19 protein-coding genes are annotated in these 20,254 nt (G+C 40.9%); 7 read left to right on the forward strand and 12 right to left on the reverse strand.

Annotation, left to right across the window (positions count from 1 at the left end):
- Positions 1–202: 202 nt before the first annotated feature.
- From ENH88_RS06955 to ENH88_RS06965, 3 genes are all read left to right on the forward strand, one after another.
- On the forward strand, positions 203–490 hold the full coding sequence (locus ENH88_RS06955) for a helix-turn-helix domain-containing protein (RefSeq protein WP_304181084.1): 288 nt from the start codon (positions 203–205) through the stop codon (positions 488–490).
- Positions 483–1,751, forward strand: coding sequence for a HipA domain-containing protein (locus ENH88_RS06960; protein ID WP_304181086.1), 1,269 nt, complete (start codon positions 483–485; stop codon positions 1,749–1,751). The genes ENH88_RS06955 and ENH88_RS06960 overlap by 8 nt, the downstream gene beginning before the upstream one ends.
- Before the next feature lie 165 nt (positions 1,752–1,916).
- The gene (locus ENH88_RS06965) at positions 1,917–2,576 is read left to right on the forward strand and encodes a hypothetical protein (protein WP_304181089.1); all 660 of its coding nucleotides are present in this window, start codon (positions 1,917–1,919) and stop codon (positions 2,574–2,576) included.
- A 217-nt stretch (positions 2,577–2,793) separates the two neighbouring features.
- On the opposite strand, the gene ENH88_RS06970 is transcribed toward ENH88_RS06965, so the two are convergent.
- Together ENH88_RS06970 and ENH88_RS06975 are read right to left on the reverse strand one after the other, a co-directional pair.
- Positions 2,794–5,124, reverse strand: coding sequence for a S9 family peptidase (locus tag ENH88_RS06970; RefSeq protein ID WP_304181090.1), 2,331 nt, complete (start codon positions 5,122–5,124; stop codon positions 2,794–2,796).
- Between the two features lie 131 nt (positions 5,125–5,255).
- Positions 5,256–6,137: a LysR family transcriptional regulator gene (locus ENH88_RS06975; RefSeq protein WP_304181092.1), complete on the reverse strand. Its 882-nt coding sequence runs from the start codon at positions 6,135–6,137 to the stop codon at positions 5,256–5,258.
- A gap of 103 nt (positions 6,138–6,240) precedes the next feature.
- Here ENH88_RS06975 and ENH88_RS06980 point away from each other — a divergent pair, with 103 nt between their 5' ends.
- Positions 6,241–7,104, forward strand: coding sequence for an MBL fold metallo-hydrolase (locus ENH88_RS06980; RefSeq protein WP_304181093.1), 864 nt, complete (start codon positions 6,241–6,243; stop codon positions 7,102–7,104).
- Positions 7,098–7,718 carry a DsbA family protein gene (locus ENH88_RS06985; RefSeq protein WP_304181095.1) on the forward strand — a complete coding sequence of 207 codons (621 nt, stop codon included), beginning with the start codon at positions 7,098–7,100 and terminating at the stop codon, positions 7,716–7,718. The genes ENH88_RS06980 and ENH88_RS06985 overlap by 7 nt, the downstream gene beginning before the upstream one ends.
- A 51-nt stretch (positions 7,719–7,769) precedes the next feature.
- On the opposite strand, the gene ENH88_RS06990 is transcribed toward ENH88_RS06985, so the two are convergent.
- The 3 genes from ENH88_RS06990 to ENH88_RS07000 form a co-directional block, all read right to left on the reverse strand.
- On the reverse strand, positions 7,770–8,567 hold the full coding sequence (locus ENH88_RS06990) for a DODA-type extradiol aromatic ring-opening family dioxygenase (RefSeq protein WP_304181096.1): 798 nt from the start codon (positions 8,565–8,567) through the stop codon (positions 7,770–7,772).
- A gap of 90 nt (positions 8,568–8,657) precedes the next feature.
- Complete coding sequence (gene tmpT / locus ENH88_RS06995; RefSeq protein WP_304181098.1) at positions 8,658–9,302, reverse strand: thiopurine S-methyltransferase; 645 nt, start codon at positions 9,300–9,302, stop codon at positions 8,658–8,660.
- Between the two features lie 9 nt (positions 9,303–9,311).
- A complete protein-coding gene (locus ENH88_RS07000) occupies positions 9,312–9,803 on the reverse strand; it encodes a DUF2938 domain-containing protein (protein WP_304181100.1) in 492 nt (163 codons plus the stop codon).
- A gap of 95 nt (positions 9,804–9,898) precedes the next feature.
- On the opposite strand from ENH88_RS07000, the gene ENH88_RS07005 reads away from it, so the two are divergent.
- Positions 9,899–10,789 carry a LysR family transcriptional regulator gene (locus ENH88_RS07005; RefSeq protein ID WP_304181103.1) on the forward strand — a complete coding sequence of 297 codons (891 nt, stop codon included), beginning with the start codon at positions 9,899–9,901 and terminating at the stop codon, positions 10,787–10,789.
- Here ENH88_RS07005 and ENH88_RS07010 read toward each other — a convergent pair.
- The 5 genes from ENH88_RS07010 to rmuC all read right to left on the reverse strand — a co-directional run bounded on the left by ENH88_RS07010 (position 10,786) and on the right by rmuC (position 15,425).
- Positions 10,786–11,364, reverse strand: coding sequence for a DJ-1/PfpI family protein (locus ENH88_RS07010; protein WP_304181105.1), 579 nt, complete (start codon positions 11,362–11,364; stop codon positions 10,786–10,788). The two genes, ENH88_RS07005 and ENH88_RS07010, sit on opposite strands and share 4 nt — an antisense overlap.
- A gap of 90 nt (positions 11,365–11,454) precedes the next feature.
- A complete protein-coding gene (tyrS, locus tag ENH88_RS07015; protein ID WP_304181107.1) occupies positions 11,455–12,711 on the reverse strand; it encodes a tyrosine--tRNA ligase in 1,257 nt (418 codons plus the stop codon).
- An 80-nt stretch (positions 12,712–12,791) separates the two neighbouring features.
- Complete coding sequence (locus ENH88_RS07020) at positions 12,792–13,589, reverse strand: helix-turn-helix transcriptional regulator (protein WP_304181109.1); 798 nt, start codon at positions 13,587–13,589, stop codon at positions 12,792–12,794.
- 45 nt (positions 13,590–13,634) lie between these two features.
- A complete protein-coding gene (locus ENH88_RS07025; RefSeq protein ID WP_304181110.1) occupies positions 13,635–13,946 on the reverse strand; it encodes a cupin in 312 nt (103 codons plus the stop codon).
- 9 nt (positions 13,947–13,955) lie between these two features.
- Positions 13,956–15,425 carry a DNA recombination protein RmuC gene (gene rmuC, locus ENH88_RS07030; protein ID WP_304181111.1) on the reverse strand — a complete coding sequence of 490 codons (1,470 nt, stop codon included), beginning with the start codon at positions 15,423–15,425 and terminating at the stop codon, positions 13,956–13,958.
- Between the two features lie 211 nt (positions 15,426–15,636).
- Between rmuC and ENH88_RS07035 the strand changes: the two genes are divergently transcribed.
- Positions 15,637–16,185 carry a hypothetical protein gene (locus ENH88_RS07035; RefSeq protein WP_304181113.1) on the forward strand — a complete coding sequence of 183 codons (549 nt, stop codon included), beginning with the start codon at positions 15,637–15,639 and terminating at the stop codon, positions 16,183–16,185.
- Here the strand turns inward: ENH88_RS07035 and ENH88_RS07040 are convergent.
- Positions 16,182–18,776, reverse strand: a complete 2,595-nt coding sequence (locus tag ENH88_RS07040; RefSeq protein WP_304181115.1) for a serine/threonine-protein kinase — start codon at positions 18,774–18,776, stop codon at positions 16,182–16,184. The genes ENH88_RS07035 and ENH88_RS07040 overlap by 4 nt on opposite strands.
- Positions 18,739–19,743, reverse strand: a complete 1,005-nt coding sequence (locus ENH88_RS07045) for an FHA domain-containing protein (RefSeq protein ID WP_304181117.1) — start codon at positions 19,741–19,743, stop codon at positions 18,739–18,741. Before ENH88_RS07045 ends, ENH88_RS07040 begins: the two co-directional genes overlap by 38 nt.
- Positions 19,744–20,254: the final 511 nt, after the last annotated feature.

Genomic DNA, 20,254 nt, shown 5'->3' on the forward strand with positions numbered 1-20,254 from the left:
GTTAGATTTGCTGCCACCTAAATTCACAGTTAATTGTGAATTTAGGTGGTTTCGAGTTCGTTTTGACAATAATTCACAAAATACTGTGAATTCCCTTTTACCTAGTTACTTTTCTCTAAAATTCACAAAATAGTGTGAATTATTCGCTTTTCAGTACATTTTTAACTATTATTCACAAAATAGTGTGAATTTAGGATTGGTAATGGAAGTCACAATAAAATCAGCAAAGCAATTAGGTAAACTGGCAAGTATTGTTAGAAAAAGCCAAAAGCTTGATCAAAAAACGGCAGGGGATTTCTCCGGCATTAGCATTAATACTGTAAGTGACTTTGAAAATGGCACCGGCTCGTTATCTATTGGCCGCGTGTTCGACTTAATGGAAGCCTTAGGTTTAGAGGTAAAAATAGATGTTGTTATACCTCAACACGATGAGCATGCTAAAAATAAATTAATAACTCAAATCCAGAATATGGTTGCGGATCATGAATAATAGATCACTCGATGTTTATGCTGGCAAACAGCTCATGGGCCAATTACAAGATAATAACGGTTTTTGGTCTTTTAAATATGATCAAGCCTGGCTTACCTCTGCTAATAAATTCCCCGTAACCCCAAGTATCCCATTACAAGAGCAAGTGATTCTGGATTCTGGTACTACGCGCCCTGTGCAACAGTTTTTTGATAATTTACTACCAGAAGAAAACGCTCGTGAATTATTGGCAAAAGAAGTAAGAGTTGATCATGGGGATTCATTTGCTCTGCTTACTGCATCAGGTATTGAGTCTGCGGGTGCTTTAACTCTGTTACCAGAGCATGTTGATTTTCCAAGCCCTAGCGCAATACCGTTAACTTTTGCCGAGCTTGCTAGTCGTATTAAAAACTTACCCAGAGCACTGTTAAATAGCCGCCAAGGTAGCCGTATGTCGCTTGCTGGCGCACAGCATAAAATGCTGGTTATTAAGCTTGGTGATGAATTATTTGAAGGCAATGAAGGCACACCTTCAACTCATATACTCAAGCCCGATCATTCTGAGCCTGACCAATATTGGCAAACGACCTGCAATGAATGGTTTATGATGAAACTAGCAGGGCGACTAGGGATAGATGTACCCAATGTAGAACTCATTTATACGCCCGAGCCGGCCTATTTAGTTGAGCGCTTTGACCGCACAGGAAGTTACCCTGATCAAGAGCGTAAGCATATTATAGATAGTTGCCAGTTATTAAGTTATAGCAGGCACTCCAAATATTCTGCATCAACGGTTGAAACATACCAAAAAATACTTAATAACGTACGTCCCAAAGCGGCAACAGCCATTAAGTTATATCAATGGGTGATTTATAATTTATTGGTTGGTAATGGGGATGCGCATTTAAAAAATATCAGCTTTTACTACGAAAATGGGTCTGCGCAAATAACGCCATTTTATGATTTATTAAGCACCATTATTTATGTCCCAGAAGGTGTAAAGCCTCTAGAAGAGGCGCTATCAGTTCCTATCAATGATAAAAAACGTTTCTGTGATGTCACCAAAGCTGATGTTATCGCTTTTGCAAAAAGGCTTGGTATTCCAAGCTCTGCAGCAGTAAAGCAGCTAAGTTATTTTGTAGGAAATATAGAGGGTGAATTTAGTAACTTGTACCAAGAAGTTGAAAATATGCTACCTTCAGATGTGCGTGCAGCGGAATTAAGAATGTTAAGACAAGTACAGTTTTTAGTGGTTAAAGAAATGGTTGGGCGGCTGAGTTAAAGTATGTTTAGTGACAACGTGCGGCAAAACTTATTTAAGCTATGATTTAAACAGGTATTGCTGAATAATACTATTAAGCATACCCTTATCGCAAAGCGCTGTTGAAAATAATACAAATTATGAAAGCTGCACTGACTACCAAGGATAATGATACAAAGGAAAGACATGCCCATTTCACCGCATCAAAAGATTATTAATACAATTGCAAGGGAAGCATTTAAACCAATGGGAGTTGAAAGAAAAGGGCAATCAAGAACCTGGCTTGATGATAATGGCCTTTGGACAACTGTAATAGAATTCCAGCCCTCAAGATGGACAAAAGGCACCTCACTTAATATTGAGGTATGCTTTCAATGGTATCCAAAAGAATATTACTCGTTTGATGTAAGTTTTTTTAGAGGAATAAAGTTTGTTGAGTTTGAATCAGAAGAACAATTTAAACATGAAGTTCAAGTATTAGTAGATGAAGCAAAGCCTATTATTTTGGACATTAGAAATTTATTTTCCGATCAAAAATCTTTAAAAGAGCATGTAATTAACGAGCTCAGCCACAATAGCTCTATATGGTCAAAGTATAATAGAGGAATGGCATGTTTAATAAGTGGTGACATAAAACAAGCTATAAATTTTTTTCAACAAGTTACTGGCGATATTGAGGATAGAGAATGGGCTAAAGAAGTAAAAAGTATAACTCAAGAACTGCTAAAAATACTGATATCAAAACAAAACTATTTACCTTTTATCGAGAATTTAGTTAACAGCTCTAGAGAGCTTAAAAAATTAAAGCCTTACGATGTCTCAAAAATATTAAAGAACAATAACTAAAAAACCGTGAGTCATATCTACCTTAAGTTAATCTCGTTGGGTTTCATTGCACTCTACCAGAGCAATATGTGACTTCAAGCTCCCCAACACTTATCCCCTTGAGCCTTTTCTCTTTCAACTTGTTTTTGTAAACCCCCCTTACATTTTGATTAAAAAAGCCACACGCTAACAACGGTTAACGTGTGGCTTTTTAGTCTTTAACTTCGTTTTGAAGTAATTATTTTTTCAATAAGTGCTTTTCAAAAAACTCGGCCATCATAGTGTGATAGTGCAGGGTAGTGCCTTTGCCTTCTCGTAGGCTGTGTGAACGATTAGGGTATGAGAAAAACTCAAACTGTTTGTTGTGTTTAACCAGCTCGTCAATTAAGCGTTCTGAGCCTTGGTAATGCACGTTGTCGTCACCGGTGCCGTGGATAAGCAATAACTTACCGGTTAGGTTTTTAGCAAAGGTAATCGGCGAGGTATTGTCGTAACTTTCAGGATCGATATTGGGGTTACCCGCATAACGTTCTTGGTAAATAGTGTCGTACAAGCGAATGTCTGGCACCGGTGCAGAAGCAATACCTACTTTGTATTTATCGCCGTGGCGAAATAATAAGTTAAGGGTTGAACTTCCACCCCCAGAGTGGCCCCACACGCCTACGCGGTCGGTGTCGATTACATCCCAGCGTTTTGCCATGGCATCTAGTGCATCAACTTGGTCTTGCACTGTGATAGAGCCAATTTTTTTATAAATCGATTTGCGCCAATCACGGCCTTTGGGTGCGCGTGTGCCACGGTTATCAACCGATGCGACAATAAAACCCTGTTGAGTTAAATAAGACTTATACAAATAGCTGTCACCTTCAAAGCGGTCTTGTACCGTTGAGCCCCATGGTTCGCCATATACATAAAAAACAATAGGATATTTCTTACTGTTATCCATGTTGTTAGGGAACATAATGTAGCCATCAAGCTCGGTGCCATCTTGCGCATTTACTTTAAAAAACTCATGTCTTGGTAAGCTTTGCTTAGCGAGCTTTTCTTTCAGTTGGTTATTTTCAACTAAGGTTTTTACATTACTGTGATCGCTCACTTTAATAATTTCTTTAGTTGGCGGGGTGCCAAATTTTGAGTAAGTGTGCATAGCCCACGAAGTATCTTTTGACATGTAATAGCTGTTTGAGCCGGCAAACTCAGCTGGTGTTACGCGCACCGGTTTACTGCTACCATCCAATGACGTGCGGTATAGATAACGCTGATTCGGATCATTGGGCGAGGCGGTAAAATACATCACATTTTTATCTTCATTAAGCGCTAGCATGTCGATAATGTCGTACTCGCCAGGGGTTAAATCAGTAATCGTTTTACCATCACGGGAAACGCGATAAAGATGACGCCAACCGTCACGTTCGCTGTGCCAAATAAAAAACGTGCCGTCTTTTGACCAATTGGCTTTATAAAACCACTCAATAAAGGCATCGTCTTTATCTTCTAAAATTTTAGTGAGTTGCTGTTTTTGCCAGTCAAATAACCATAATTTGTTATGATTTTGTGGCCGATTTAGATCTTGGATCATCAGCGATTCACCCGTACCCGCCCAGCTAATACGCGGAATGTAACGGTCACGGTTATCGCCTTCAAGTGCTGCCCAACGGGTTTTCTTATCGGCAAGGCTTACTACACCAACGCGCACGGCTGAGTTGGTTTCACCCGCTTTTGGGTAAGGAAACTCTTTTAGAGTCGGGTACAACTCGTCGGTATTGTTAATCATGGTGAAGTATTTAACATCACGGGTATCAAGCTGCCAATAGGCAATTGATTGGTTATCTGGGCTCCAACGAAAGCCATCTGCAATGCCAAACTCTTCTTCGTAAACCCAATCAAAATTACCATTGACTAAGGTGGCGCTGCCATCGCTAGTTAATGCGCTTACCACATTGCTGCCAACCGCTTGCATATAAATATTATTGTCGCGCACATAGGCTATTTTGCTGCTGTCTGGCGAGAACTTCGCAAACATCAGTTTTTTAGGCTCTGGCTGCTCACCACCGAGTTGATAAAGCCGATTGTTGTCTAAATTAAGTAACCAAAAATCACCGCGACTACGTGAGCGCCACACTTGCTCACCATTACTAAACAGCATTAGCCATTTACCATCTTTTGACCACTGATAGCTTTCCACGGTCAGTGGTTCTTTTTGCCCTTCAGGGATCAATTTTTCATAATTTACCAACACTTTTCGGCCAGTGCCATCGGCATTGTAAAACACAATGTCATTGCCTTTTACACCGTGCTCTTCGTCTGCTGTATCTTGGTCTTTATTATTGTTCTTATCGACTTCGCGTTGCTCAAGTACGGTGTAACCTGTGCCATCATCAAGCCACGTAAAATAACTGCTTCGCTCGGCTTTAAAGTCTTTCTCTTTATAAATTTGCGCAAGACTGAGTGGATTATTAATCGTGCTGCTCCTTGTACTTTGCACTGCATTTTCGCTGCTTGAACATGCTTGTAGGCTCATACCAACAATAGCAGCTAAAGCAAACCCTGATATTTTTATTATATTCATTTTCTATTTCCTAGGAAGGCGATTAACGCATTTAACGCTGTTACTGTAACAAATTAAAACGCTTAATATCAGCACCTTTAACGCAATAAGCAATGTGTTAAACCCAAACTTCATATAGGCCTAAGTCATTTTTAGGGGGTCGTAAATGCCGCGCTCAGGGTGTCAATTAAGGCGCGTACCGTGGCTGATAAGTGTTTACGAGACGGGTAAAGCACATAAATTTTCATCGGGTTTAACGTCCACTCGGGCAATACCTGCTGTAAGCGTCCGTCACTAATAAATGGATCAGCTAAATAGTTTGGTTGCACAGCAATCCCGCCATCATGCACAGCGGCGTACAGTAGGGTGGTGGCCTCGTTAGCGGTGAGCTTGCACTTTACATCAACAGATTGAAACTGCGCCTGCTTACGTAAATGCCAAACATGACGGTCAAAATTTTTATAACCTAAACACTGATGAGTGGTTAATTGTTTTGGTTCAGTGATTGGCGGATAGTCGCTTAAATAACGCGGTGATGCCACCAATATCGAGTCGCAAACAGCAATGGGTTTACCAATTAACGATGGATCAGGATTAGCCGCTATGCGTATCGCAAGATCAATGCGCTGTGCAATAAGATCCGTGGTCGAGTCTTGTAAGTCAATATCAATGTGTACCTTAGGATGGCGCTTCATAAACTCGGTAAACACTTTAACCAACTGCGCATAACCCAGTGACATACTGGTTGCAACCCTAATTTGCCCCGACAGCTCATGTTGATTTTGAGTTTGCAAAACCAAGCTATTCGCTTGCGCTAACCACTGCTCTATTTCTGGCAAACAGGCTGCCCCTGCTGATGTGAGAGTCACTTTGCGGGTAGTACGATGCAGTAATCGGGTATTGAGCCACGCTTCTACTGATTCAATATTGCGCGTAACCATAGGCCGCGACATTTCTAGCCGCTCTGCGGTGGCAGTAAAGCTGCCGGAATAGGCAACATCAACAAATACCCTTGCAGCAGTGAGTTTATCCATAGCATTTGCTCGATTTAAGAAACAATGATGCTAATTATTGGTTGTTTTTCTGAACATATCAAACCTTTATTATGCTCTCATTCACAACCAAGCAGAGAAAATAATGAAAACACTTACACTTTTGCTCAGTACACTATTAGCAACTAACATCGCAGTCGCAAAAGATAATCAACTCACCCTTGATGTATACAATGCCGACAGCAACAGCTTTCATGTAAATGCCACGCTTGTTTATGGCGAGCGCGATGCAATATTAGTTGATACTGGTTTTACTAAAGCCGATGCGTTGCGCATTGCCGCTAAAGTAATTGATTCAGGCAAACAGCTAAAAACGATTTTTATTAGCCAAGCCGATCCTGACTACTACTTTGGCGCAGAAGTGCTGCATCAGCTATTTCCTGAAGCAAACATAATTACTACGCCAGCAGTACAAAAAGTCATTGCAGCAAAAAACCAAGATAAAGTGGCATATTGGGCGCCGAAAATGGCGAGTAATGCTCCTCAAACACCGATATTGCCAACCGCCTATAACGGCAATACGTTGCAATTAGAAAGTCATACGATTGAAATTCGCGGCACTAACGGTGAGCAAAGTCATCGTCCTTACTTATGGATACCCGACAACAAGACTATTTTAGGTAATGTTGCCATTTATGGTGACGTACACTTATGGATGGCAGATGCACAAACAGACGCAGAGCAAACCGCTTGGGCAAAGCAGCTGCAAGAGATGCAGGCGCTGCAACCCGATATAGTGATCCCAGGTCATATGAAGCCAGGCAGCAAACTTGACGCCAGTCATATCAACTTTTCTAGCACTTATTTAAAAGACTTTGCCCAAGCGAAGCAGCAAAGCAATAACAGCAAGATGTTGATAGACAAAATGACTCAATCATACTCTGACGCTATATTGCCAATGGCATTATCAATTGGCGCTCAAGTACATACAGGTGAAATGACATGGTAACAATTCATTATTTTTATGATCCCATGTGTGGCTGGTGCTATGGTGCCACACCTTTAATTGCTGCGCTCGCTGAGAATAAAGACGTGGCACTGCATTTTCATGCTGGCGGGATGATCGATAATACACTGATAGCAGCTAGTTTTCGTCAGCATATTTTAGCCAGCGATACGCAAATAGCGCAGCTGACAGGTATGCCATTTGCTGCAGCCTATAAGCAACGTATAAAAGCTGAAAAAAACGTTATTTTTGACTCGTACTTGCCAATACAAGCGATTATTGCGGCAAAAGAGCAAGGTATTACAGAATACACAACACTGAGTGCAATACAGCAATGCCACTATGTAAAAGGTTTGCCGGTTAATGAATTAACAACCCTAGTAACAATAGCTGAGCAGTTGGGCGTTGATGCAAAGCAATTTAAAACCGACATATTGGCAAATAAACAACCGGCTCTAGCACACATAGCGCATAGTAAAACCATGATGGCGACGTTGGCAGTACAAGGTTTTCCAACACTGTTAATTGAAACAGCAAATGGCTTTGAGCGCTTAGCACATAATGACTTTTATGGTGATATAAAACAGTGGCAAAGCTATATTAACAGTTACCTTTAATAATATAAAACAACACGCTTAACAGCAAAGCTAGGCTAAGCGTGTTTGCTATTATTGCCACAAATACATACTGGCTTGCTTATTAGCAATATTCAATTCAAACACCTCGCTACTTGCTCGCATAGCAGCACCATAACACACATGCAGCGGTAACAAGTGTTCTTCTCTGGGATGATTAAAGCGTGCAGCAGGGGCTTGGCTCCACATTAATAGTTGCTGCTCGCGCTGTTGCTCGGTTAATGTTTGATCCGCGACTGTGTTTACCAGCCAATTTTCAAACGCCTGATTTTGCTGATTAACATCGCTTGATTGGGTCGTACCAAAAGCTCGCATATTATGAAATGTAAAGCCTGAGCCAATAATTAAGAGATTATCGTAATCTACACTTTGCAGCGCTTTACCCAGTTGAAGATGTAGCAGAGGATCGAGGCTTGGATGCAAGGATATTTGTACACATGGAATATCGGCCTCAGGAAACATTATTTTTAATGGTACAAACATGCCATGATCAAAGCCACGCTGGGTATCAAGGTTTGCAGCAATACCGTTACTTTGTAAGGCCTGCTGCACCTGCTCAGCAAGCTGAGGCTCACCAGCACAAGGGTAAGTTACTTGATACGCCTGCTCAGGAAAGCCGTAGTAATCATAAATCAACTTTGGTGTTGTTGAGGCTGTAATTGTAATAGGGTCTGCTTCAAAGTGAGCGCTGATCATTAAAATAGCACTAGGCTTGCTGATTTTAGCAGCCACAGATTGCAAACAAGTCACCATCTCTTTATGGCTGGGTTCACCTAGCAGCGGTAATGGGCCGCCACCATGAGATAAAAAGAAAACATTTGGTTGTTGCATAATAACCCTTAATTGATCTACGTGGTTATTATAATGCATGCACAAATCGCAATTAACTAGCCACAAAAATGCACAGCTAAAGTGCAAATTCTAAGAAGCGCCAGAACTCATCAACCAAACAGTGATACTTGCAGGGGTAACGCCTTTAATACCTTGGCTTAATTTCTCGCAGCTGAGCATGTTTAATGTGTACTGCTTTGCATAAATACTCTGTACTTCAGCCGCTGGTACACTATAAGGCGTGCCACTGCGCTGCGATTGGTCATACACACAGGTGATCAATAATTGCGGCGCAGCATGACTCAGGGTAATCAAATGTTGGGCGTATTGATTACGAATAGCGAAGGGCTGCGCCACCAATGCGCCGCGATCATAAATTGCATCAACATGATCTAAATGATCCGCTGTTAAAGCAAATACATCCCCTACCCAAATACAGATGCCCTGAGCCTGATACGCGGTAAGTAAACCGTGCTTAGTTACTTTTGGCGTGAGCGCTAATTCAATAAATAATTGCCGAATAGCAAGCTCACTGAGTTCAACACCCACCACGTACATGCCTTTATTAAGCAAATAATGAATATCGACTGTTTTGCCACACAAAGGTACAAACACACGGCTATTTACAGGTAGATTTAAGTTAGTAAAATAACGATCTAAGCTTGGGTTTATATTACCGCTATGAAAGCCAATATCGTTACTTTGCCAGCGGTTTAGCCAATATTCTGCATGCATAGCGTCTCCTTAAAACTGTAATAACACAATTGCACTGAGATACAACCCCACGCCAAACACAGCATGAGATAAAATGCTTTTTCCGCGTGCAGCCATTGGTGCGGGCGTTTTAGCCGCAGCAATACCAAGCCCAAGGGCAGGCTGCATAACAAAAAAGGGCATAGCAACACTCAGCAGTCCAAACAACAGGGCAGGGGCTAAGCTCGGCGCAGCTAACCAGCTACTTGGCATCAATAATAAAAATAGCAGGGCAAAAATAACCCCAATTAAATAATGGCTAATCCACCCGATAGCACATTCGTTTTGCTGCGCAGCGGCATTATTAATAGCAAGGTGTTTAAACTGCCCATAGCGCATTAAACTTAACCAGCGACCCACCATACAATAATTTAAAGAACGTATAGCAAATTTGCTTAGCAATAATCCCCACACATCGAGTAACGCCGTTGCACCAACTCCCATCACTATCACCGCCCACCAATCAATCGTTGCAAACATCATCTTCTCCTGTGCTGAAAATCTAAGCGCTATGATATAGAATTACAAAAACGTTAAATACAAAACTTTAATCAAACTTAAATTGCAAAAGTGGAATTATGTTAGATGATATCGTGTTGTTTGTGCACATAGTGCAACAAGGTGGCTTATCTCAAGCGGGGGAATATTTATCTTTGCCTGCGGCAACCGTTACGCGGCGCTTACAGCGTCTGGAGTCACGCCTTGGCGAAAAGTTACTACACCGCTCGGCGCGCCAATGCACACTCACCCAGCAAGGGCAGGTTTACTATCAAAGTTACGCAAACTTAGTTGAGCAATTTGAACAAACTAGCCATCAACTCAATCAACAAAAAGAGCAACTTAGCGGAAAACTCAAAGTACTTGCGCCACTTAATATTTGTCATGGTTTTTTAAAGCCAATGTGGTTGTCGTTTTGTAAACAATACCCTGATATACAACTGGAGCTGATTTTAAATAACCAGCTTGAAGACATTATTAAAAGCCAAGCCGATTTAGCACTAAGAATAGGCCCACAAGTTGACTCGTTATTACAGCAAAAAAAGCTCGGCCAGGCTGATTCTATTTTAGTAGCGACACCCCATTATTTAGCCAGTGCCGCAGCACTCACTGAGCCAAGCGATCTTAAGCTGCATCGTTTAATTGGCACAACACTGAGAAATAAATGGCCGTTAAGCAATGTAAAAACACGCGCAAGTTATACGCATATGTGCCGCTTTAATAGTATTTATAACGACACAAGCTTTGTAAAATACCAAGTCGCTGATCACCAAGGGGTAGGCTTGTTACCGCGTTTTGAAATTATCAACGAGCTAGATACGGGTGAATTAGTAAGGGTGTTGCCGATGTGGCAAAGCCACAGTCGCGAAATTTATGCTATTTGGCCAAGTGGTCGTTTACTTAGTAAAAAAGCGCTTTGTTTACGCGACTATATGCATGCTTTTATTCAGGAGCAACTACCGCACGGTTAAACATTTTTATGCCACTGATATTCCATTTGCTTTGCTGTAAGCTCGGCATGTTCAGGGCCTATCAATTCTGCAACTAGCTGCAAACTCATATCAATGCCCGCAGAAATACCGCCAGAGGTGGTAAATTTACCTTGTGACAGCCAACGTTTATTGCTGATCACCGTTAAAGCTGGGAACATATCCGCGAGATCGCTTTGATCTTCCCAGTGTGTCGTCACCGTTAAGCCATCAAGTAAACCCGCTTTGGCCAGTAAAAATGCCCCCGTACACACGGAGGCGACCTTTGTAGCAGATGCTGCTGTTTCTCGTATCCAGTTAATTACATTTGGCTTTTCCAGCTCATGGCTATGCACCCCCCCTACAACAATGAGTAAGTCAATCTGAGGATGATCGGCAAAACTGTAATGGGGGTTTACACTAAAGCCGCCACGCGCCATAACCGGCGTATTACTTTCAGCAATCAGGCTCACCTGCCAATCATTATTCGCTAATCGTTTCGCTGTACTAAACACTTCAAAAGGCCCTGAAAAATCCAATACCTCAGCGTCATCATAAATATAAATACCAATGTTCATTCGCTTCCCTCTCAAAAAGTAATTATTTAATATACGTGAGCCAAGATAACAAAGCCAAGTGCAATAAATTAATACAGCAAGCTGTATAAGTTAGCGTATTAATAAGCGAAAGGCTTTTTTACCCCGTTGTATAATCCAGTAGTGATCAAATAAAGCAAAACACTGGCTTAAAAAGTCGCTAGTCACAATATCGCCATTAATTTTAATAGCCCCCTCGGCGAGTAATTGCTTCGCGATGCGTTTTGATTTTGCTAAACCGCAGGTGACCAACAGCGCTGACAACGCCTGCTCATTACCGACCTGATAGCGTTCTAAGCCGTCTAAAGCAAGCTGCTTAATATCGGTAATCGATAATTTTGTAGGCTCACCAGCAAACAATATATGTGTTATGCGTTGTGCTGTTGCTAATCCTTGTTCACCATGAACAAATTGCGTAACTTGCTCAGCAAGAATTTGCTGTGCTTGCGGTTTGCCAGTTCGAGCGTGATCTTGACGTTCAATATGCGCTATCTGCTCTGTAGATAAAAACGTGTAGTAATTAAGAAAACGATAAACATCTTCATCTGGGGTATTAAGCCAAAACTGATAAAAAGCATAAGGCGACGTTTTAGCGGGATCGAGCCACACTGCACCACCTTCTGTTTTACCAAATTTAGTACCATCGGATTTAGTGATCAATGGCAACGTTAAGCCATACACTGCGCTATGATTAATGCGTCGAGTTAAATCAATGCCACTGACAATATTACCCCATTGGTCGCTGCCGCCAATTTGTAATTTACACCCAAACTGCTTATTTAACTTAACAAAATCATAAGACTGCAATAAAGCATAGCTAAATTCAGTATAAGAGATCCCTTGCTCGGGACGCTGTAAACGCGACTTGACTGAATCACGATTGAGCATTGCATTAATCGTAAAGTGCTTACCAATATCACGCAGAAAATCGATAACATTAATGCCTGAAATCCACTCGGTATTATTAACTATTGTCACGTTAGACCCACAATGCGTAGCCAATACACTGTGTATTTGCGTTGCAAGTTGACTCACCCAGTCTGCTACGGTTGCAAAGGTGTTTAAGTGACGCTCTGTTGCTTTAAAGCTAGGATCGCCAATCATGCCCGTCGCACCACCAATTAAGGCGATAATTTGGTGACCCGCATCATTAAAGCGTTTTAGCATCATAAGGGGGACTAAGTGGCCAATGTGCAAACTACCGGCTGTGGGATCAAAACCGCAATATACCGTTTGTGGCTGTTGAAGTAATTCGTTAAGCGCTGAAAAATTTGTGGTTTGTGCAATTAAGCCGCGTTGTTGCAGCTCTGCCATCAGTGTTTTGTTCATAGTAACCTCTACTGTGTGAATAAGTAGAGTAACGAGGCATAGTAACGAAAACGATATCCCTAAAGGGACACATATCAATATTAGTCTGCAACAATTAAGTAACTAAGAAAGAACTGAAATAACTCACTCAATGATGACACATTCAGTTTTTCATAAATTTTTTTACGATGATTTTTTACCGTGCCAATCCCTATCCCCAATTGCCATGAAATCTCTTTAGAATCGAGTCCTTGCACTAATAACGCTGTAATTTGCTGTTCGCGCTTTGTTAGTACCTGGCTGCCAATAGAAGTTAATGCGTGGGCAATTAGTTGACGAACTTCCAGCCGCTCAATAGGAGCATCGGGCAAGCTAAATGGTGCATGTGCCCACTGCTGATGACACAAACTGCTAAGCAACTCAAACCCTGCCGTTAACCCATTAATGTCGTTTGCAGTAAAATGTGGTGTTTGTGTACGGCCAATATAAACCGCCACCCAGCGGCTCTGATCCAGTTTGACAGACAAACACAACTCATCGTGCCACGCCGTGTGTGCATAAAACTCTCGCCGGTAGCTTTTATAATCAGCTAACGAGCCCGACACCTCTTTAAGAGTATAAACGCCTCCTGCGGATGCCTGCTGTATCGCTAGATAAAATGGGTCGTGCAAAAATGCATCGGTTAAGTAACGCTGGAACAGTAGTTCACGTGATTGATTAATCGAATCATAAAGATAAATAGGCCGTTTCGCCTCTTTGTAACCAACGATCACCGCTTCATCAAAAGCCACTATATGTTGTAATAAAGCGCAAAAATGATGGCTAAATATTGCGCTGTGCAATGCTGCAACAGCCTTGGCTATCGCTGCATAGTGATTTTGCGTTATGTTTACGCTCATTTTTGATAAAAGCCTGTAAGGTATAGCTAAAAGGCAAAAGCAGGTTTAAACACTGCCAGCAGACTCCACCACTAAAATACGTGCTTCGCCAATCGGGTGGGCGACATGCTCTGTACCGACCGAGGCATAAAATATATCACCGCTTTGCAATAACGCAGAATGGGTAACATCTGCAACTTTGTAAAACATATCAACTTCACCATCGAGTACCACAAACACTTCTTCGCCATCATTGATATGCCATTTATACGGCTGATCAGTCCAGTGTAAGCGGGTAGTAATACCGTTCATCGTTGCGATGTCTTTTGCTCCCCACGCCTTTGCTGCGGTAAATTGTTTAGCACGGATAATCTCCATTTATTTTCCTTATTCATCTAACTCTAATTGTGCCCGCTCTAGGGTTTCTGCGGGTAATTCTTTTTGTACCGACACCCCTAATTCTTTAAACTCAGAGGCTTGTTTAATCAAGTTACCTTTACCTCGATATAACTGCGAAAACGCTTTATCGTAACTTTCTTTGGCTTTATCGAGTTGCTTACCAACGCCTTCCATACTGGTTAAAAAGCCGTTGAGTTTACTGTAAAAGCGCTCGGCACGGCTCGCCAGCTCTTTCGAGTATTTCGTTTGCTCTTCAAAACGCCATAACTGTTTAACAATATTTAAGCTGGTTAATAAGGTAGTGGGAGTGGCCACCAAAATATTTTTTTCGATTGCTTGCTGGTAAATATCGCTTTGGTATTTAAGTGCTTCAACAAAGGCTGATTCTATCGGTACAAACATCACCACCACTTCAGGAGAATTAAGCCCAGGTAAGCGATCGTAAGATTTACTCGCCAGCTCATTAATACGCGCTTTAACCGCCTCAACATGCTCTTTAATTGCCTGTTGTGCTTCGAGCTCGTTGTCGGCATTAACGTAGCGTGTATAAGCGTTTAGCGAGGTTTTCGCATCAATCACTAAGTGCCGACCTTGTGGCAAATACACCACCACATCGGGGCGCAAGCGGCCATCTTCGGTATTAAACGACACCTCGCGCTTATAATCAGTACCAGCACGCAACCCCGCGCTGTCTAACACGTTTTCGAGCATTAACTCGCCCCAATTACCTTGGGTTTTCTTTTGTCCTTGGAGGGCGTTACTGAGCTTGTCGGCTTGTTCGGTGATGGCTTGGCTTTTCGCTTGTAAATGCAGTAGCTCGGTTTTTAACGCCGCACGTTGTTTTAAGTCTTCAACATGGATTGATTCCATTTTATCGCGAAAACCTTTTAGCTCGCCCTGTACTGGTTTTAATAACTGTTCAATACTTTCTTGGTTAAGCACTTTAAAACGTTGTGATTTTTCTTCGAGGATTTGATTAGCTAAATTTTCGAACTCTTTTTTAAGCTGCTCTTTGCTTTCTTTAATATGATTAAGCTGTTCTTTAAAATGCAGTTCTTTTTGCTCAAGCGTATTACGTTGGGTGCTAAGCTCTACATCACGTTGATTTAACTCGTTGCGTAGTTGCGCCAGCTCAGCGTCAGCCTGTTGCCAAAATTGCTTATACTGTTGGCTATGCTTTTCTTGCTCAACAAAACGGGTTTTAAAATGCTGGGTTGCGTCGCGTTGCTCTTGGTAACTTTGCACTAGTAAGTCGTGCTCATCAAGCAGTGAAATATGCTGTTGTTGTTTCTCAGCTAGTTGCGCTTGCAACAGCGTTTGTTGTTGTTCTAGCTCATTTAATTGCCGAGTCAGGCGTGCACGTGTTTGGCTAAAAGCAATTCCTAATAATGTCCCACCTACTAAAAATCCGATACCAACATTGAGCCAATCGATATTGGTAAGTAACTGTATAGACATAAATAAAACTCAATAACAAAAAGACAACTTATCATAGCGAATATAAAACCCCCTAGATAGCTGTTTTTATTATCACGAATACTAAAAAAATATTACATCGCATTACAAATCACTTGGACAAACTCGTTTTCTAGAAAGTTTTCTTCTACACTGAAATGCAATGATTAAGAATGATTAAAAATAACGACTCCTCAACACAAGGAATGATCACATGAACGATATAAAAACACCCGATATTGAAGTGCAATGCCAAGCCGATAACTACTTTTCAGTTAAAACACTTACCGTTTTGCCACATACGCATGAAAGCTGGTTGACGTTTTTTAATGGTGAAGCAACACCAACAGACTCACTCAGTGTGTATTTCAACAATGCGAGTGAAAGCCACTCTACAAGTATTGAGAAAAAACAGTTCCTAGAACTTATCATAAATATTGATCCTTCCGTTGCTGCTGACTGGGAGTTTTACGGTAATGGGGTGGAGTATTGCGGCGCCGATAGCAACTGCCAATATAATATTTCAACACTCATCATGGATGACGACACTTTAGTGTTAAGAATAACCCAAGTTGCGCCAACCTATGAATTTTTAGGCGTCGATAAAGATAACCTTGATCAGGTAATTGAGGTAACAGAAGGTCAAGAAACCGAGTATTTACCTATTTCGTTTAGGTATACAGCTAAGCATTTACCTTCTGGCAAAATTTATATGTCACAAGATCCTAAAATCGTGGTTCGTAGACCTGGCGCAACGCTTTAATTTAAAGCGCTACGACAGCTGAAAGAAGGGTCATATTGTTGCATTAACACAATAAACTCTTCTTTTTGACACCAAGGTGTAAACCAAGGTAATTGAAACCACATTGGGTGGTAGCCTATGGTGAGCGATTTTTCTATGTACATAAGTGCTGACTGATACTCACCAATCACACTATAAACAAGTGCCGCGGTAAATACGTACTCGTAATGATCGGCGGCAATACTTATTGCTTTATTAAGAGCTTGTAGTGCCAGTTTTGCTTCGCCTAACTGGCTATAAGCTTGAGCTGCTTCCAAAAGACTACCAAGGGTCTGCTGTGTTTGCGTCAGCTCAACCACTTTTAGATAGTTAATAGGGTAGGATTCACTGAGTCCAAGGGATTTTTCAATATCCGCTAGGTTAAGCCGAAAGCTAACATGCTCTGGGTTCATATCAACCGCTTGCTGGGCAACAATTAAAGCTTGCTCAAACTCTCCTTGTAAAGAATAGGCAATACTTAAATTACTTAAATCAATGCTATCAGCTTTAATCTCTATAGCTTGTTTATATTGTTTGATTGCAACCGTTAAATCGCCTTCAGTTAGGGCTATATCTGCCAGCAATTGGTTGGCCATATAATTTTGCGGACTGACACTAATTACCTCATTAAGCAATTGCTTAGCTTCAACTATTTTCCCTTGCCACCACAGTACCTGTGCTAAATTTTGCTTTATGATTGGGTTAGCTCGTATTGTTAACGCTAACTCAAAAGCCTGTTGTGCCTCAGCTAATTGGTCTTGTTGTAAATATAATAAACCTTGTAACTCGTAAAGGGCTAACGGACTGGCACCAACTTGCTCTGCTTTGGTTAAATAATGTTTTGCAGCGCTCCAATCTTGCTTAGCAACCGCTATAAGCATAGCGTTCTTCGCAAAGGCGGGCGTATTTTGGTACTCAGCAGGGGCACTGAATAATAGTTTACTGGCAATCTCTAAGTAATCAGCTTGCTGCGACTGTTGATATAAACCAAGCGCGACTTCGCGGAGCAACTCATAGTTAGCATATAGCTGAGGAGTTACCTCAACAGTTTGAGCTATCTGATTAAGTAATTCATCGGTATATTCACCCGCTAACTGTACCTGTTGATATAACTTAATATGCTGTTGTTGCACTTCATCACTAAGCTGCGCCAAAGCGATATATTTGCTGTCAAAATCAGGGAATAGTGCCGTCAGTTGTTGGTTGCTTAAATGATACATTTGGCTGTAATTATCAATCACAATAGGCCATTGTTTACGCGCTTTAACCGACCACTTTGGTGCCTCTAAGCGTACTAACGTTAAATAGCATTGCGGTTGCATGCAATTAAGCTCTGCTGTTACGACTTCTTGTATACCGGTTGCTTGATTTAACTTAGTTAACTTCTCAATAAATGTGAGCTCGGTGCTGGCACCTTGCTCTATGATTTCTATTTCATCCTGTGAAATAAGATTTAACCGCTTACTATTGATAATACCTTGCCTGATCGCATCATCAATTGTCGCTTTAAGCATGCCTGTATCTACAGATAAAAGCCCTGCTGATTTAACAACCGGCGGCAAAAACGCCACATAATGCTCATTGGCTTGGTGTACTTTAAATTGATATATTAAACCGCCAGCAACCAATGCAACCCCCGTTAACAGTGCAAAAAATAACGTTTTTTTAACGGTTCTTTGCGGTTGTACAAGTTGCTCGATTGGCAGCGTTGCTTGTGCCAAAATCTCTTGTTGGGTTATCGCGATTATCACGTTTTGCAGCTTACGCGCAGTCGTGGCAGCATCAACTGGACGACGCTCCTTTTTGCGTTGTAATAACTGATTAAGTAAATCACATAACTCATCAGGTAACTTAGGCGTGATCTCGTATGCATCAATAGCTTTAGTGTTGGTGATGTTATGCGCGATTGCTTGCGCTGAACCATTGCCAAACGGATGACGGCCACTGATAAATTGAAAAGCAAGCATACCAAAAGAGAATAGATCACTGCGAAAGTCTAGTGGCTGTTTATTTAACTGCTCCGGAGACATCGCACTGGCACTGCCAAAGCTAGGTATCTCAACTTGCTCGTTGGAAGGATTATTCTGTAATGTCGCTATGCCAAAGTCAGTAATTTTTAGCTTGTGCTTATCGATTAAGATATTTGCAGGTTTTAGATCGCAATGCATCACCCCCTCTGCATGGGCGTGCACTATGCCATCACATAATTGGGCCAAAAGAGTTAATTTTTCAGATAGGGTGGTAATATGTTGATGCTGAAACTGTTGTAAGGTTTTACCTTTTAAGTATTCCATGACGATACAAATTTGCTTGTCGTACAACAATACATCATGAATTTGCACAATATTAGGGTGATTAAGCCGAGCAAGTAACTGAGCTTCAACTAAAGGATCGCTAAACGGCGCTGCAGACTCAGTTAACTTTAAAAACTTGATAGCTACATAACGCTTTAAACGAATATCTTCTGCTAAATAAACACATCCCATCCCTCCTTGGCTAAGTAACTTTATTAATTTGTAGTTGGTTGTTACTTTATTAAATTGTAATACTATTTTTTCTTGTTCTAGCGACATCCGAGGTACTCTCTAATTCACACCCTTTATAGATCATAAAGGATGCGCCAGCAAAACGCACTTTTCGCAGTTGCCTTTCAATTATATTTTCAGCGTCATGAACATTAGTCAAAACCTCTGAAAATTGCTTTCTAGCGCGATGGATTTGAATATTTAAATAGCGCATATCAACGCCTAAATCTTTCACTAATTGTTCGGTATTGACCCAACCTTGATTTGCCGGTAGCACGCCTTTTTTAGCATCCGCAGCACGATATCTGGCCAAATTTAAGGTCAGATAATGATGACAGCGAACATGTAAATCAACGTCTTTATTATGATGATGGATTTTTAGTTCTGACGTTTCTTCATCTAAGCTTAAATTAAAAATGAAATCTAACTCATGAATATAAAGCTGCGGCACACTGCTCACCTGGGTGTCTAGTTCCAAATGGCTTGAAATAAAAACCCATTGCTCATTAGCAAAACTAATAACACTGTTATCTTGTAGCATTTCACGCGTGTTAAATTCATCATCATGTAATGATTCAAGATACCATTGGCCGCTGTTTGGCTGATAAATAATGGCCCATTCAGGCTGTTCAGCAGGTAACAAATGATAATTGTTAAGTACGATGGTTTCTGTGGTTTTATTTTGCTGAGCGTCGAGTTTGACCAGTTGATCAACTGGCGCACTTAAGTCCTTAACTACATAAGTAACTTGAGAGTTACCAGCAAAATAAACTTTATCACCAATGTGTAATTCTTCCGCGCTATCTTTTTGTAACCGCTTATGATTTAGCCAGGTACCATTGAGGCTTAAATCCCTGATGTACCATTTACCATTTAACCACTCAATAATGGTGTGGATTTTAGATACACTCAAGTCATTGACTAAAGTATCAACCGAGTATTGAAAACGGCCAAAGCTATGGTGCGCATATAAAAAGCAACATTCATTCGAATCTTTATTTAATAAATAAGCCATTTTAATACCCTGCAATAATTAGGTATGCGTCTAATCGTTGATATTACAATGATTTTATAACAATAGACACAAACAAAAGAAAATAAACACAAAAATTTAACATTTATTTTGTGAAACCACCAAATAGTAAATTATTACTACTGGTAACAGTATTTTAGCGACAATATGATGAAATAAATATTACGTGTGATTACATAAGCTGAACTCTGGTTAAGAGATTTACTATCCGCAGTTCAGGTTACAGCAGGGCATAAAAAAAGCCAGCTCAAGGTGAGCTGGCTCAATCATTACTAAATATAGTAACCAAATGGGAAATCAACATGATGCCTGTGCAAACTGCAATTTAACAACAAGCATAATAGTAGACGTGGGTAATTAAATTTAGTTCAAAAATAATTTCAAAATTTTGAATTTTCCGCAGCCATAAAAAAAGCCAGCTCAAGGTGAGCTGGCTCAATCATTACTAAATATAGTAACCAAATAGGGAAATCAACATGATGCCTGTGCAAAC

Origin of the sequence: Pseudoalteromonas prydzensis, from assembly GCF_011050055.1 — a bacterium.
Lineage (GTDB): Bacteria > Pseudomonadota > Gammaproteobacteria > Enterobacterales > Alteromonadaceae > Pseudoalteromonas > Pseudoalteromonas prydzensis_A.